The sequence below is a fragment of the Sphingobacterium sp. JUb56 genome (assembly GCF_014191365.1).
Lineage (GTDB): Bacteria > Bacteroidota > Bacteroidia > Sphingobacteriales > Sphingobacteriaceae > Sphingobacterium > Sphingobacterium anhuiense.
Map to the genome: position 1 here is coordinate 811,699 of NZ_JACHWL010000001.1, position 14,648 is coordinate 826,346.

General features: G+C 33.3%; 14 protein-coding genes. 6 read left to right on the forward strand and 8 right to left on the reverse strand.

The genetic code is table 11. From position 1 onward, the window contains the following. The first annotated feature begins 103 nt into the window (after positions 1-103). Together FHR29_RS03115 and FHR29_RS03120 are read left to right on the forward strand one after the other, a co-directional pair. Positions 104-1,888: a DUF4091 domain-containing protein gene (locus tag FHR29_RS03115; RefSeq protein ID WP_183912238.1), complete on the forward strand. Its 1,785-nt coding sequence runs from the start codon at positions 104-106 to the stop codon at positions 1,886-1,888. A gap of 423 nt (positions 1,889-2,311) precedes the next feature. Continuing rightward, a complete protein-coding gene (locus FHR29_RS03120; RefSeq protein ID WP_183912240.1) occupies positions 2,312-2,644 on the forward strand; it encodes a nuclear transport factor 2 family protein in 333 nt (110 codons plus the stop codon). A 256-nt stretch (positions 2,645-2,900) separates the two neighbouring features. On the opposite strand, the gene FHR29_RS03125 is transcribed toward FHR29_RS03120, so the two are convergent. After that, on the reverse strand, positions 2,901-3,833 hold the full coding sequence (locus FHR29_RS03125) for an alpha/beta fold hydrolase (RefSeq protein WP_183912242.1): 933 nt from the start codon (positions 3,831-3,833) through the stop codon (positions 2,901-2,903). A 244-nt stretch (positions 3,834-4,077) separates the two neighbouring features. Here FHR29_RS03125 and FHR29_RS03130 point away from each other — a divergent pair, with 244 nt between their 5' ends. The 3 genes from FHR29_RS03130 (at position 4,078) to FHR29_RS03140 (ending at position 6,339) form a co-directional block, all read left to right on the forward strand. After that, complete coding sequence (locus FHR29_RS03130; protein ID WP_183912244.1) at positions 4,078-4,944, forward strand: LytTR family DNA-binding domain-containing protein; 867 nt, start codon at positions 4,078-4,080, stop codon at positions 4,942-4,944. Positions 4,945-5,020: 76 nt separating this feature from the next. Beyond that, on the forward strand, positions 5,021-5,803 hold the full coding sequence (locus tag FHR29_RS03135; RefSeq protein WP_183912246.1) for a CPBP family intramembrane glutamic endopeptidase: 783 nt from the start codon (positions 5,021-5,023) through the stop codon (positions 5,801-5,803). Between the two features lie 197 nt (positions 5,804-6,000). Beyond that, on the forward strand, positions 6,001-6,339 hold the full coding sequence (locus tag FHR29_RS03140) for a cupin domain-containing protein (protein WP_021188113.1): 339 nt from the start codon (positions 6,001-6,003) through the stop codon (positions 6,337-6,339). 10 nt (positions 6,340-6,349) lie between these two features. Here FHR29_RS03140 and FHR29_RS03145 read toward each other — a convergent pair whose 3' ends face one another. From FHR29_RS03145 to FHR29_RS03160, 4 genes are all read right to left on the reverse strand, one after another. Then, positions 6,350-6,892, reverse strand: a complete 543-nt coding sequence (locus FHR29_RS03145; protein WP_183912248.1) for a YdeI/OmpD-associated family protein — start codon at positions 6,890-6,892, stop codon at positions 6,350-6,352. Between the two features lie 42 nt (positions 6,893-6,934). Beyond that, positions 6,935-8,536, reverse strand: coding sequence for a Na+/H+ antiporter (locus FHR29_RS03150; RefSeq protein ID WP_183912250.1), 1,602 nt, complete (start codon positions 8,534-8,536; stop codon positions 6,935-6,937). A gap of 281 nt (positions 8,537-8,817) precedes the next feature. After that, positions 8,818-9,660, reverse strand: coding sequence for a hypothetical protein (locus tag FHR29_RS03155; protein WP_221197790.1), 843 nt, complete (start codon positions 9,658-9,660; stop codon positions 8,818-8,820). 23 nt (positions 9,661-9,683) lie between these two features. After that, positions 9,684-10,385 (reverse strand): hypothetical protein, encoded by a 702-nt coding sequence (locus FHR29_RS03160; RefSeq protein ID WP_183912254.1) that lies wholly within the window; start codon positions 10,383-10,385, stop codon positions 9,684-9,686. A 290-nt stretch (positions 10,386-10,675) separates the two neighbouring features. On the opposite strand from FHR29_RS03160, the gene FHR29_RS03165 reads away from it, so the two are divergent. Then, positions 10,676-11,485 carry a bifunctional 2-polyprenyl-6-hydroxyphenol methylase/3-demethylubiquinol 3-O-methyltransferase UbiG gene (locus FHR29_RS03165; protein WP_183912256.1) on the forward strand — a complete coding sequence of 270 codons (810 nt, stop codon included), beginning with the start codon at positions 10,676-10,678 and terminating at the stop codon, positions 11,483-11,485. 275 nt (positions 11,486-11,760) lie between these two features. Here FHR29_RS03165 and FHR29_RS03170 read toward each other — a convergent pair whose 3' ends face one another. The 3 genes from FHR29_RS03170 to FHR29_RS03180 form a co-directional block, all read right to left on the reverse strand. Next, entirely contained in the window at positions 11,761-12,168 is a 408-nt protein-coding gene (locus FHR29_RS03170) for a hypothetical protein (RefSeq protein WP_183912258.1), read from the reverse strand. A 273-nt stretch (positions 12,169-12,441) separates the two neighbouring features. Then, positions 12,442-12,930, reverse strand: a complete 489-nt coding sequence (locus FHR29_RS03175; RefSeq protein ID WP_183912260.1) for a DUF1772 domain-containing protein — start codon at positions 12,928-12,930, stop codon at positions 12,442-12,444. A gap of 529 nt (positions 12,931-13,459) precedes the next feature. Continuing rightward, entirely contained in the window at positions 13,460-14,626 is a 1,167-nt protein-coding gene (locus FHR29_RS03180; protein WP_183912262.1) for an MFS transporter, read from the reverse strand. Positions 14,627-14,648 lie beyond the last annotated feature (22 nt).

Here is a 14,648-nt window from a genome sequence, read left to right on the forward strand (position 1 = left end):
CATATTGTGAAAATATATTTTGTGATTAGTTTTTAAATATACTTGTTTAAAAACTAATCAAATCGGTAGGATGAATCTGAATTGAATAATAAGTTATATAAATATGAGCTTTAAGAATACAACTTTAGCGTCGGCACTTCTTGTCGGAGCGCTATGGAGTGTACAAACGGCAAAGGCACAGACACCTGCCTTTGAAATGGTAAATTTTCAAGAAATGGCGGATCCAACGAAAGATGCATTGTCTGACTGGTCCACGGTTAAAAAGGGCTTACATAGTTCGTTCGTAACAATAGATAAGCGTTATCCTAAATCCCTGGTTCCTGATTTAGAGAAGAAGTCTAGCGATGCTATAGTCGGATGGCGTGGAGAAAGGGTTTCATCACAAGTGTTATTATGGACGAAAGAGGCTGCGCCGGATGTCAAGGTGACTATATCAGATTTCAAAGGTACAAAGGGGGCTAAAATGTCTTCAAATGTTGCTTCAGCACGTTTCGTTCGCTATGTAATGACTGATGAATTTGCCGCTGGCTGTGGATATCGGAAGAAAGAGGATTTTGCTTCTTCATTATCACCAGATATGTTAGATGATCTAACAGCATTCGATCTTGAAGCTAGCAAAGCACGTCCTGTTTGGCTGACGGTGAAGATCCCGAGTGATGCTACCCCTGGAGAATATCAAGCAAAAGTGCGCATCGAGAGTAAAGGAAAGACTACTGACCAATTAACATTGAAAGTTACTGTTTTAGAAAATATATTGCCAAAGCCTAGTGAATGGGTCTTCCATTTGGATCAATGGCAACATCCATCGGCTGTAGCACGTGTGCATGGATTAGAAATGTGGAGTGATGCCCATTTTGAAGCGATGAAACCAGTTATGAAAATGTTAGCCGATGCAGGACAGAAAGTGATCACTGCAACCATGAATAAAGATCCATGGAATGTACAGACTTATGATCCATATGCTGACATGATTGTTTGGAACAAAAATGTAGATGGTACTTGGGCTTACGATTATAAAGTATTTGACCGTTGGGTTCAGTTTATGATGGACTTAGGCATTAAAAAGATGATTAATATCTATTCGATTGTTCCATGGAATAATGAAATACATTATCGCGATGTAGCAAAAAATGAAGTTGTCAATGTTGTTGCAAAACCAGGAACACCTGCATTTGAGGAATTATGGACCCCTTTCTTAAAAGACCTTGTAAAACATTTGGATTCAAAAGGTTGGTTGGGGATTACAAATATCGCCATGGACGAACGTACAAAAGAAGAAGTAGATGGTGCTTTATCTCTTTTAAAAAAGGTGGCACCAACTTTAGGTGTTTCTTATGCGGATAATCAGAAAACCTATCAGCGCTATCCTGACAGTAAAGATATTAGTATTGCCGCAAATCATCCCTTTTCTCATGAAGATCTGCTCGATCGTAAAAAAAGAGGTTTGATCACTACTTTTTATGTCTACTGTGGGAATAATTTTCCAAATCAATTTACGTTTTCAGATCCTGCAGAGTCTGCTTACATGGGATGGTATGCTGAAGCTGCTGATTTTGATGGATTATTGCATTGGGCATTCAACTCATGGGTAGAAAACCCGATTTTAGATTCCCGATTCCGTACCTGGCCAGCAGGTGATACCTATATTGTGTATCCAAATGGGCGAAGCTCGATCCGTTATGAAAGAACACTCGAAGGTGTTCAAGATTATGAAAAAGTGCAAATCGTCAAGAAAGCGCTTAAGGAGAAGGGGTTGACTGAGGATTTGAAGCGTTTCGAAGCTGCGATCCAGAAGTTAAATAGTGCAGAAAGAACTAAAGTTTGGAATTCAAATCTAAACGAAGCTAAGGCCCTATTGAATGAGCTATCGATTAAGATAACGAACTAATTGTAAATTCATATTAGCACTTGTTTTTGCGACTGCTATAATCATTATTTGTAACCCTCCGGAATAAAAGTTTCGGAGGTTTTTTTTTATTTTTATAATTTGTAGAACTTGGAGATAGTATGATTATAAGAGAATAATGACTCTAATTATCATAGAGTTAGATATATGGGATATTGCTTTTCAATAATAACTTGTAATTACAAAAGTTATGATGTAGTTCAGAACAGACATTCATGTATTCAAAGCTGTAGGTACTCTATTCACTTTGATCATTTTAATTAGGGATGTTAGTTTCAAAGGGAACATATAAGAAAAGAAACAATGAAGACTTCAATAAAAATAGGTTTAGTAACATTTTTAGTTATACTGTCATTTTGTACTATGGCTGACGGAAGACCTGTGAAAAGGAGCATAAACTTTTCAATGGCAAAGCTAGCTATCCATCATTACATTGATGTCATGACTGAGGGACAATCTCAAGGGATAGAGGAATTATTTTCTTCTGATTTTTGTCAACGCGTGCAAGGTTTAAAATATCCAAATCATAGCCGTTCAGAACTTATTAGTTTTTTGAAAAAGCAGAGTGGAGAGAAGATGAACTGTCAAACGACACTTCAAATTATTGATGAATGTGCACATTATTTGATTGCTAAAGTTATCATGAAATTTGAGTCTTTTATGAAGACTGATCTGATTACCTTAATTAATGAAGATGGAAACTGGAAAGTTATAGCTTCTATTCATACTTATCAATAGAATTTTAGTTCAAATCAATTCTGGGGGTAGTTGATTGCTTCAATACATATCTAGCGAAACCCCCATTAAGTATCATATGTTTATAAAGTAAAAAGCCCCGTCGTGAGATGCGGCTTTTATTGTTATTTTCAACTTTGCCATTTTCATGGCATATAGTTTTAGTAATTATGTTATTGAATTGATCTTATAGATAATGTAGAGTTATTTACTACAGTAAGCTAACTCGTACAAGTGAATTTTCAATCATTAATTTTTGTTAATAAGATCGAAGACAACTCTTATATGTCGCTATCAAAGCCTCAGCTACTAATTTAGGATCCTGTTGATGGATACCATGACTGTACCGTGGTAATAAGATTAATTTACTGTTACGGTTATTTTTTATCATTTCCGCGTAGTGCTCTATACGAAGGTAATCGAGTGCTTTCCACCAAGGAATTAAGTTGATACCCAATTGTAACTCTTCATTCATTTTAGTTTCGTATTGTTCGATATGCTTATTGTATGCAATCATTACGGTAACCGGAATATCAGGTAGTGGTTGTAAAGAAGTATAATTTTTGAAAAAATTTGGGGTACTTTCATCCAACTCTCTCTTCAATTCATGTCGGAAACCTCTTGATATAGTAGGGTCTTTTAGGATATTTTGAAGGTTTATACTCAAAAGTTCCTGATACCCTGTTCTACTACCTGTTTTGGACTTTACTTCATCATCCTCTTCTTTGGTCAACATAAAATCTGTTGGATCTATGAAAAATAGACCGGCTATTTCTTCAGGATATTTTGAAGCGAACAAACGAATAAATGGTCCACCTATCGAGTGCCCAACTAGGAGGTAGGGTGGACTTATTTTTAAAGTAGTCAATAAATCGTGAAGTCTTTTTATGACATCCGCATCGCTTCTTATTGTACTATCCAATTCAGATTCACCTATTCCGTTTCTATCGTAAACAATACCTGCAAAATTATTCTGAATAAATGGAAATAAGCTTCCATTACTTCCTCCAGAAGAACCAAGTCCACTCTCAAATACAACAATCGGTTCACCGGTTTTTCTACCTTCAAGTCCAAATGTGCTATAAGCCATATTTTTATTGTTAATGGATATTAATTTTCGCTCAGAGACTTGAGGATAAACTAAGGAGATCGTAAAAGATGTAATAAAGGTTAAAATGATCATTAATTTCATGCTTCTATATTTAAAGTATGGTGCTATTCTTTTTTTATAGTAATTAACTCAATATCAAATGATTATTTTATTTTTTTAAGCGGTATTCGGTAAATGCGCCCATATTAGCGGTAAGTGTCGGTATTGATTCCGTAAACGAAAGAAATGATCTAACCATTACCATAGATAATAAGTGAAAGATTCTTAATTTTTATTGCTAAAATTTCAGATATTTAATGGTTACCATTTTTAATCAAAAATAAGCATGACATTAAGCACTTTATATCCTGAAAGCAGGTCAGGTAAAGAAATTATTTTAACATCTTCACTGGTAGGTATTTCATTTTACATACTCTTGATTGTATATCAACCTTTTGGTACAAGTCAATTTGAACATACCTCTAAATATTTATTACTAGCTCCTTATGCAATTATTACCACATTTTCGTTTTACATTGTCAACTTCTTATCTATGCAATGGAAAAAGAAATGGACAACTGGTCGAGAAATTTTAAAGATTTTTTTAATTTTATTTCTGATTTCAATATTTGCATACTTCTACAATACTTTATTCTTAAGTAAAGTGCAGCTCTCATTTGAAAATTTTTTGTACATGTTTGCATATTCCGCGGCAATAGGAACTCCAGTTTCATGTATTTATATCTTGGCAAGGTATATTTATCTAAGCAATGAAAGCCAATTTAATGAAGAGGGAGAAAATTATGAAAAAGAAAATATTACAGAAACATATCGTCATTTCGATATAGAAAGTAATTTAAAACTATGTGTCGTTTCCGAATATTCTAATTTTTACAAGGAAATAGCTGTCGAGGATTTTGTTTTTGCAGAAGCTGCTGATAATTATTGTGTTCTTCATTTTTATGAAAATGATATCCTTAAAAATGAAATAATTCGAATTTCTCTGACTAAATTATTGAGCCAGATTCAGTGTGATACCATACGAAAAGTGCACCGTTCATTGATTGTGAATCTCAAAAAGGTCACGAAATTCAAAGGAAATACTTCTGGATATAGAATAACATTAAAGAATATAAATAGAGAATTAACGGTGTCAAGAAACTACGTTAGTTCGGTTATTCCTCTTTTAAAAGAGTTTGCCGTTCGTCCCTAATTGTTGTTAGCCGCCACTTTGTTTTGCTAAGGTGTTTTAGGTCTTTTATCTTCGTGATTATAAAAAAATAACAGCTATGGACAGATTAAGGTTTTATTTGGTTTTCATTATTGGATTTGTAATTTACTTTTACATCGACACCAATTTCTTTGCTTTAATATTAAAGCAAATATTCGTAATAACGCATTCAAAAGCCTTGGGACATGTTGCCACATATAGTATAACCTTAATACCTTTATTTATAACTGTCGCGGCTCTTCACAAAGACTATCGAAACATTCCTGAAAGACTGGGAATATCCAACGGTATATGGACAGGTACTTTATTTGCTTTAATAACCACATTACCCATGTTAATCGGTTTTATTGTGAAATTTCCATTAAACAAGGAACTATCTTTTGATACAATTATCGTTAATACAATCTCATCTGCTTTTTTTGAAGAAGTTATCTATCGAGCCTTTCTCTTTGGACAATTATACAGGTACACACGACTAGGTTTTTTTCCTTCTGTATTTATAGGTTCATTGTTATTTGGTTCCGCACATTTGTATCAGGGAAATGATATAAACGAATTAATCGGAATATTTGTAATGACATTTTCAGGCTCAGTTTTATTCGCCTGGATTTATGCTGAATGGAAATTCAATTTATGGACTGCTATTTTTTTACATTGCTTCATGAATTTATACTGGCTTATTTTTGATGTTGATACCAATGTTTTAGGAGGAACTTATTCGAACTTTTTTAGATTTTCAACCATTTTCATCGCGATCTTTTGCACAGTTATTTATAAAATAAATAAGCAGTTTTCTTTCGAAATTAATAGAAAATCGTGGTGGATGAAACGTAGCGCTTAATGTTTTTTCATAATTAGAAATGAGTTATGATAAATCACAATTTAGTAAATGTATTGCAGTTTTTTAATTTGATAGTTTAAATTAAAGAGAGGTCTATTTTGATCGCAGCTAGTTCTCATGAATGAATAGAGGGTATTTTTTATTGAACGAATCCTTTATATATTAGCAGAAAAAATATAATAAAAATACCAGAACATATGGAAAATGAAGTTTTTCACTTTGAAAATAGAAACGATTGGGAAGATCTAGGCCAAGGAGTTAAAAGACAAATTGCAGTTCATAATCAAGTTATGATGCTCACTAAAGTTAAATTTGAAGAAGGCGCTAGGGGCGAATTGCATCAACATCCTCATACACAAATTTCATACGTTAAATCGGGTGTATTTCATTATACTATTGGTGATGTTGTACATGTCATGAAAGAGGGGGATAGTTGCATCATTCCTGGAAATATAGTACATGGTTGTGAGTGCATATCTGCAGGTGAACTTATCGATTCTTTTAATCCTCCACGTGAAGATTTCCTACTGCAATGAATTTAATTAATCAACTATGCTTTTGAATTTCATCATGATTCCCTGTCTTATTTAAATTTTTTCGACCAATAAATGTACCATTCCCCATTAAAAAAATTATTGCTTTTTCAACATTCCTGTTGATACTTTCTTCAGTTTTTAAGAATGAAATATATTTTATAATTTCTAATTTTAAGGATGGTGTAAGCTCATTGAACTTTTTTTCTGCAACCGAATTATTTTGTAGTGCCTGCATCAATTGAGGGTGGGGCGTTATGATTCTTGTTTCTGTATCGATCTGTATTGTAATTTGTAAAAGTTCACCAATTCTTTGGGGTGAATTTTTTAGCATCTTTGTGTTTATGTAAAGACGCCATTCTCCTTTATATCTTAACAATGTCTGTGTGTAATCGATGTTATTTACACGGCCCTTTACCGGAATTTTTCCTTTTTCTTTTTTTGCTCTTTTCAAGATTTCAGATAAAGCTTCCTGGGGCAAATACACGAAGGGATTAATTCCTATGATCTCTAATTTAGCTTCAAATGAAAGCAATTGTTTAGTTTCATTAGTCATGATTTATTGTAAATTATATCGTAAGAACAAAAATCTATTCTTTTATTTACGTTTTAATCTAGATTCTTCTAGATCAAGCGTATATTCTAGATCTTTAATAATACTGCTATCGTAGTGCTTTTCTTGTCGTAATTTGTATAATCCATTTCTTCTAACAGCTACGATCTCTAACATGATCTTATTGTAAAGACTTCTTACAGCAGTCAATTGCGCTCGCCTATCTTCTAGCTTAGCATTTTCAGATACCCTGATACTTCTCAACAATTGTTCTTTAATTCTAGCAATTGTTTCGTATTCTTCCATTTCTTTACTGTAGTGGCTGTCCAGATAGGCAATGGAATCTTTTGCCAATTGAACCCGAATCTCGTCAATCTGATTCTCTATAGGTTCTTCCACATCCACATCATCCATCTTTATTATTTTGATGAGAATAGGGAGTGTCAGTCCTTGAAAAACTAATGTAATTAAGATGACAACGAAGGTGATAAAGAGAATTAAATTACGGTGAGGAAACGGCTCCCCATTATTTAGCGTTAGTGGTATAGCTAATGCCGATGCAAGAGATACTACACCTCTCATACCTGCCCAACCTACGACAAGGGGTAATTTCCAGCCTGGACTTTTCTCTCTTGATCTGATCTTTTTAGATAGCATGCGAGGTAGATATTCTGAAAGATATACCAGTATTATTCGTAATACAATAACAATAGCACTAATAATGAGCGCATAATTTATAGCTTCCTCTTGTGAATATTGACCTAGTCCTGCTACAATAACAGGTAATTCTAAGCCAATTAAAATAAATACAAATCCGTTTAGTAAGAATCCCAATGTTGCCCATACCTCCTTGGTTTGAATTCGGGTATGATGATTTAAATAATCGCCTGAACGAAATGATAAAAATAATCCGCCACTCACAACAGCAAGTACACCCGACCAATGAAAATGCTCAGCAACAAGATACATGATGTATGGGGCGATTAATGTGATCGGAGTCGAAATACTTGAAGATTTTGCAACATAGCGTAGAAATAAATATAATATATGAGCTACTGCTAAACCTACGATAACACCCATAATTGATAATATGACAAATTCCGAAGCCGCCTTTTGAAATACAAATTGGCCAGTAAGAATTACCGCTATGGCAAACCTAAATACAGTCAGAGAGGCCGCATCGTTTACCAAGCTTTCTCCTTCTAGCAGTGTTAATCCTCGTTTAGGAATCTTCACACCTTTTAATACTGATGTCGCAGCGACAGCGTCTGGGGGAGAAATAATACCGCCCAATAAAAATCCTAACGCCAAAGTAAACCCCGGAATAATATTTACGGAAAAGTAGGCGATAGCAATAGATGTAAAAAATACTAAACCAAAGCCTAAGCTCATAATGGATCGTCGCCATTTTTTTAAACTGTCCCAACTGGTATACCAGGCGGCTTCAAATAGGAGAGGTGGTAAAAACACTAAAAATACCAAATCAGGATTGATACTGATCACGGGCATGCCTGGAATTAGCGAGATGCCTAAACCTCCAATGACCAATAAAATGGGATACGAAATTTTGATCCTTTGACTTACTACAAATAGCATCGCCATGACAAAAAATAGCGATAAAACTAATAGGACATTCTCCTCTACCATAAGTTCTTTTTAATAATTCTTAATGCACAATTGTATCCAGGTTATAAAGGTAAAACATTTCGTTTTATTGTATCTATTTAGACGCCTAAAAATAAACTGTATTTATATTTTGTTATAAAAGCGGGAGCTAGATTCCGCTATTAATGATTTATTTGATCCTGTTGAACACCTACAATTCTGAATTATTCGAATTTTATAAAGGATGTTAGAACTATGAAATTCTTTGATTCGCTATTTTAATGACGTTTTATTTAGTTAGATTGTTTTCGCCAATTAGTAGGCTATTGTTTTTGAAATATTTCATAATTAAATTTCAAAACATTTAAATTCCATAAGGTTAGCGTTTGTGTTGCAGTCAATTGTTTATCAGCCTCGCTTATGATTAATTCATCACGGAATGAACGGATATATTTTGACCAATGCTCACCTTTAGAATCTTTTAGCAAAAAATAAAAACCTGCATCACCAAAACGTTGACCAGACGAATTTAATACTAATTCACCATTTACGCCAACTTTAGGAGCCATAATAACGGTGGCATTACCATGAGGTAATGGGAAAATAGCTTTTACACAATACCGGCCACTTGGCAATTGACAGATCCCATATGCTCCAGAATATATTCCTTTGCCAGTTGATGCAATTTTTCTGAGCCAGAATATATATTTAATTTGGTTCGTTTTGGCATCCAAAAGTCTTACTATTTCGCTTGTAATAGATTCCGAATTATGCATATCATAGATTGGGATATTTAATTGATTTAACCTATTACTGAATAATTTTTTTAACAGAAATCCAAAAACTTTAAAAAAAGAATTCCATTTTACTGAAACATTTAGATCATAATGTCCTGTTCGTTCATAAAAATCAATCACTTTAGCTGATAATCGGGCGTATTCATGCGGAGAAAAATGAAGTTGGCTCATTGTTGGTATCAATCCATGCATTTTGGATGGAGTATCAATTATTAGATTTTCTAGCTTAGCAAGTTTATCGATATAGTTCTTATCAATTGCTTCCAAATTACCAAATGGACCCATTAACCAGTTATCATTTTTTGAGTCAATTTTTCGACCGGATAGAATTACCCATTGTTGTGTAATCCAATCTTGAATCTTTTGCATCGGATGGGCGAAACTTATTTTGATCATATAAGAGGTATGAGGTTATTACGTCCATTCCATTCACCAAATTCAGATAAAGGCTTAAATCGCAAAGTTGTAAATTCAAAGTGAAAATCTTTGCGTTTTCGTTCCTTCATTGCATCGACATGTCTTGTCGGAGCATGAACATTACTATGCCCTAAAACCATATCAGTCATTTCTTTTTGGGATCTCCAAATTGAAAATGTAGAAACAGTTCTCGGGTGTCTTATCGATGCCAAAGAAAAAGTAGTGCCGGGATGATCACGGACCAGTTTTTCTACGGGTTTGCCCCAGCGTATAAATCTTGGAATTTCAAATAATTTCATGCGAGCTAAGGTTACTGCTACAACGGGGCTATCAAGAGGTTCGAGTTCAAGTGTTACTTCCGGAATCTGGAATTTAGTTATTTCCCCCCATTGCCTTAGAAAAATTAATCGTGTGTGCCATCCTTTGGACAATACTCTCCCAAATTTGTTTTCGATTAAGAATTGGTCAACCGATGCTTCATCGTTCCACTGTGCGAATACTGCAACTTGTTTAGAAAAAAGTCGAGAAGGAGATGTGATGGCAGAGCCTAATGTCATTGCTGTCATACATTCCATATGAATTAATCCCGAATTATGAAATGGCTTAGGCGGAAATAAAATGGCCTTTAAAGCTGATAAATAGGATGTCTTTACTAAATGGTATGTAAATATGCTCATACTCAAAAATAAGTTTAATTTATCTTATTCCTGAAGAGTAAAGGTGTATTAGATAAAATACTAAAAAAAACTTACTGTTGCCTGTGTTTTTGTTCATCTTATGTAAAAGCTAAGTTAGCTTTGAAAAATAAATTGTAGATAAGAATCTATAGGAAACCAACTGGTTAACCATATCAAATCCAACATTGTTCCTGTGATTTTTTGTAATTTAGCCTTAACCAAGGTGGGAAAATTATAAACGGGCATAAGTCATAATTTAATGAATGATTGTGTTTTTTAACAAAACTTAAATGAAAACTGAAGATAACTATATTGAAATAAATAAACATTCATGGAATAATAGAACTGATACGCATTTAAAATCAGAGTTCTATAATCTTGAAGGATTTTTTAAAGGAGCAAGCTCACTAAATCCCATAGAAATAGAATTACTCGGAGATATTGAAGGTAAAAGTATTTTACATCTGCAATGTCATTTTGGGCAAGATACCATTTCATTAGGTCGACTTGGTGCGAAAGTTACAGGTGTTGATTTATCTGACAAAGCTATTGAAAGTGCAAAAAGAATTGCTTTAGAAACAGATTCAGATGCCCAGTTTATTTGCTGTGATTTGTACGATTTAGAAAATCATTTAGATAAGCAGTTTGATATTGTTTTTACAAGCTATGGTACCATAACATGGTTGCCTGATTTAGAGAAATGGGCAACATTAATTTCGCATTTTTTGAAGCCAGAAGGAAAATTTATTTTTGTTGAGTTTCATCCAGTTGTTTGGATGTTTGATGATAATTTCGATAAAATTGGTTATAATTATTTTAATGTGGCTCCCATTGTGGAAACAGAAAACGGTACCTATGCAGACAAAGATGCAACTATTTCTCAGTCTTACGTAACTTGGAATCACAGTATGAGTGAAGTTGTGCGAAGTTTGATCAATTACCAAATGGAAGTTGTGGATTTTCAGGAATACGATTATTCGCCTTATGATGTCTTCAATAACATGATTGAGTTCGAAACTAAAAAATACCGTATTAAGCATTTGGACAATAAAATACCGATGATTTATTCTATCGTTGCAACTAAGAAAAGCAAACTTTAACTAAGTTTTTCCCGTTATTCTTTTAATGTTTAGTTTAAAAGAATAACTTTCATATATTCTCTAAATGGAAATACCGGGTTATTGCTGTTTGAGAGTCCTGTTAACTTGTGATTATTAGCAGTAATTTCCGTTTGTAAAATCTAATTTATGATCTTTTAAGCCTTTTTCGATATTATAATATTTTAGCTATTATTAGTCTTCGAATAGCAGTTGTCTGAACCTGCTAGGAGCAACTGCTGTCCCCGGTAATGATTCATTCACTTATGTAGTTTAAATTATACTTTTACAATCCCTTTATCAAGCATTTCTAACATTACGGGTGAAGCATTTTTAAATGTGGGTATCTGTTCTGTAAGACTTCCTGCATTTTTTTTATTGATTTTAAATGTTAGATCCATTTCGGTAGTGAAAAGTAAAGCAGTTATAAAAGGATTTTTAAGGTATGAACTTAAAATTGTCAGTGCTTCATCAAAAGTGTGAAAGCTCTCAATTTCTTCTGTTTTGTATCGCAATGTTAAGGCAAGTTTATACCCTCCGGTTTCTAAAATATGAAGTCGGACATAAATATTTTTAAGGTCAGTATCTCCAATTGTTTTGGCCAAGGTAAGTTTTGCAAAAGTTCCTTGATTGATACTTAATTTTACGTGTTCATAAAATTCAACAAAAACAGTTTGATATGGCATTTTAATATAATTTAAACTACAAAATTACACTAAGTAGATGATAAATAGCTCCTTTTTTTACAAAAAGGCAGTAAATTTAAAATTAGTCTATTAATTATAGTCTTACAATTGAAAAATTAGGAGAGTAAAAATGTACAGTTTGTAATAAGGTCATGTGTTAAAATTAAATATCTTCAGTTAGTATTTCTGTTTTAGTTAGTAGCGGATCTTGCTAATTGCTGTATAAATAGTGTAATTGTTGATAGGATATTGTCTCTTTTATACGGATCTAAATCAGTGGTTTAGGCAAGCTAAAGCTATGACTAGACAGGCGAAAGTTACAAATGAAGCTAATGTCCTAATATTATTCCAAAACAACCAGGGCTTTTCAAAGTTAGCTCTCATTTTCTGTACTGATTCTTCCGATGCTTTTGAGATATCAAATAGTTCTATTTGATTATTTAATGGCACATTCCGTATAGCTGTAATGCCGAATACACCGATTATATAACTTATACATGAAAAAAATATCAGAAAAAATTTAGGCGAATGAATATCGAAATATATGATCGAAGATATAATAAGTGAAAACAAAGTGCCAAAAAAGCTAATATAAAAAATTGGATTTAATATTTCTTTGTTAATACTTTGCATCGTGGTGAGGTATTCTTTGTTATTTAGTTTGGCAAGTCCCAGATTTACTGAAAATGTATATGCAAAAAAGAAGCCCGACATGAGACCAGAGAGGATAGTTGTCACTGCTAATAATTCTTGTGTTTTCATAAATGAGCTGAATTTGTTTAGATAATGTGTTTCTTATTATATTTTGATTTTGAGTAAGTTATGTTTGAATATATCCATTATAATTTGATTTCAAAAATTGAACCGGCAATTTCATGTCATTCCCAACTTTGATCGGATGGAAAATTTGAGATTTGTCTCATCATAGCGTGATTTAATATCGAATCGGAATCTTTACTTCTGCAGTTATTATTTTGCGAGTTATTATTAATAATTAAAAGGGCCAACTTTCGTTAGCCCCTTTATGCTCTCAGTTTAAGAGCAGAGTGATTTATTTGTTCTTGTCGTTCTTTTTTAGTTACCCATAATTTGAAAAATAGCGAAGCTGACGTTAAGATAATTCCCTTAAATAAACTCTATTGAATGGTTTTTTTGTAGCTTTTAATTTCAATGTCATAGGGTTTATTGGCAGTAAATAATTTCTTTAAATATTTAGGTTAGAAATTAACGATTGTCTTAAAATAACTTAAAACCCAAAGTCAAATTCATTCATGTATTACTATTTGCACTTTTACTTACGAAAGAAATATAAGACTGCAATTAATACCATTAATGTAGCGGAAAATAAAAATGCGACTTCAAGATTGAATTGATGAGCAATTAATCCTAAGATAGCAGGCCCCATAAGTTGACCTGCATACCCCATTGTTGTTATTGCTGGAATACTTATAGATGTAGGGACTGTCGGTATTCTGCCAGCCTCACTAAAAAACAAGGGGACAAGATTTGCAGAACCTATTCCTAACAATAGAAAGCCGAAAAGAACGAAAGGCATCCAGATTGAATAAATAGCTATTATCAACCCTAGAGCTGCTAGCAGGCTGCCGCCAATGACCATTGTTTTTGCATTTAATTTTTCAACCAAACGATCCCCCATTAATCGCATGCTAGCCATAGCAATAGAGAAAGTGGCATATCCAGCTCCGGTAAATTCGACATCAATATCTTTGATATCTTTTAAAAATACAGCACTCCAGTCTAGCATAGCGCCTTCTGAGAGAAAGCTGGCAAAACATAGTATACCAAAAAAAAGTACTGTTCTATTAAAAATCAGTTTTTTTGAACTATGTTCTAGCTGTTTTTCTGGTTTATGTATAATCTGAGATTTTTGTTCTGTAGCATGATCAAATAAATAGTTGAATTGACTAATAACAATTAAACATAACAGGAGTGATATTGAAATTGCTGCTATTTGAGGAATCAATCCCATTTTAATTAAAAATCCTAAACCAAGGGATCCAAATAGGCCTCCCAAACTGAAAAGACCATGCAATGAAGACATAATCGGACGATTATATTTGTTTTGAACTAGTATACCATGAGAATTCATCGCAACATCTATGGCGCCAATACTGGCACCAAAAATAAATATACACAATGCCATAAGTGAAGCAGATGAAATAATCAGCAGTAAAGGAAGTGTAAGAGCAATGATTGCTGTTGTACATAGAATCACAATTTTATTACCATAGCGTTTTGATAAAAGACCTGTTATTGGCATCATAATTACGGCACCCAAGCCAAGAAATAAAAGTAATAATCCTAATTCTGCCTCGTTAATATCCAATCTTTCCTTTACATATGGTACCATTGGTGCCCAGCTTGAAATTGCTAATCCACACACTAAAAAAATGAATTGGGTTGCTCTTTTTGCTTTTTTTATTTGATTTTCTATCATTATTATTTTTCTAAATGAATTT

What these genes read in the sequence shown, in the direction of transcription:
- FHR29_RS03170 (WP_183912258.1), bottom strand. Translation starts at nt 12,168, where the DNA reads ATGCCATATCAAACTGTTTTTGTTGAATTTTATGAACACGTAAAATTA.
- FHR29_RS03145 (WP_183912248.1), bottom strand. Translation starts at nt 6,892, where the DNA reads ATGACTAATGAAACTAAACAATTGCTTTCATTTGAAGCTAAATTAGAG.
- FHR29_RS03180 (WP_183912262.1), bottom strand. Translation starts at nt 14,626, where the DNA reads ATGATAGAAAATCAAATAAAAAAAGCAAAAAGAGCAACCCAATTCATT.
- FHR29_RS03135 (WP_183912246.1), top strand. Translation starts at nt 5,021, where the DNA reads ATGGACAGATTAAGGTTTTATTTGGTTTTCATTATTGGATTTGTAATT.
- FHR29_RS03165 (WP_183912256.1), top strand. Translation starts at nt 10,676, where the DNA reads ATGAAAACTGAAGATAACTATATTGAAATAAATAAACATTCATGGAAT.
- FHR29_RS03150 (WP_183912250.1), bottom strand. Translation starts at nt 8,536, where the DNA reads ATGGTAGAGGAGAATGTCCTATTAGTTTTATCGCTATTTTTTGTCATG.
- FHR29_RS03155 (WP_221197790.1), bottom strand. Translation starts at nt 9,660, where the DNA reads ATGCAAAAGATTCAAGATTGGATTACACAACAATGGGTAATTCTATCC.
- FHR29_RS03120 (WP_183912240.1), top strand. Translation starts at nt 2,312, where the DNA reads ATGGCAAAGCTAGCTATCCATCATTACATTGATGTCATGACTGAGGGA.
- FHR29_RS03130 (WP_183912244.1), top strand. Translation starts at nt 4,078, where the DNA reads ATGACATTAAGCACTTTATATCCTGAAAGCAGGTCAGGTAAAGAAATT.
- FHR29_RS03125 (WP_183912242.1), bottom strand. Translation starts at nt 3,833, where the DNA reads ATGAAATTAATGATCATTTTAACCTTTATTACATCTTTTACGATCTCC.
- FHR29_RS03115 (WP_183912238.1), top strand. Translation starts at nt 104, where the DNA reads ATGAGCTTTAAGAATACAACTTTAGCGTCGGCACTTCTTGTCGGAGCG.
- FHR29_RS03160 (WP_183912254.1), bottom strand. Translation starts at nt 10,385, where the DNA reads ATGAGCATATTTACATACCATTTAGTAAAGACATCCTATTTATCAGCT.
- FHR29_RS03175 (WP_183912260.1), bottom strand. Translation starts at nt 12,930, where the DNA reads ATGAAAACACAAGAATTATTAGCAGTGACAACTATCCTCTCTGGTCTC.
- FHR29_RS03140 (WP_021188113.1), top strand. Translation starts at nt 6,001, where the DNA reads ATGGAAAATGAAGTTTTTCACTTTGAAAATAGAAACGATTGGGAAGAT.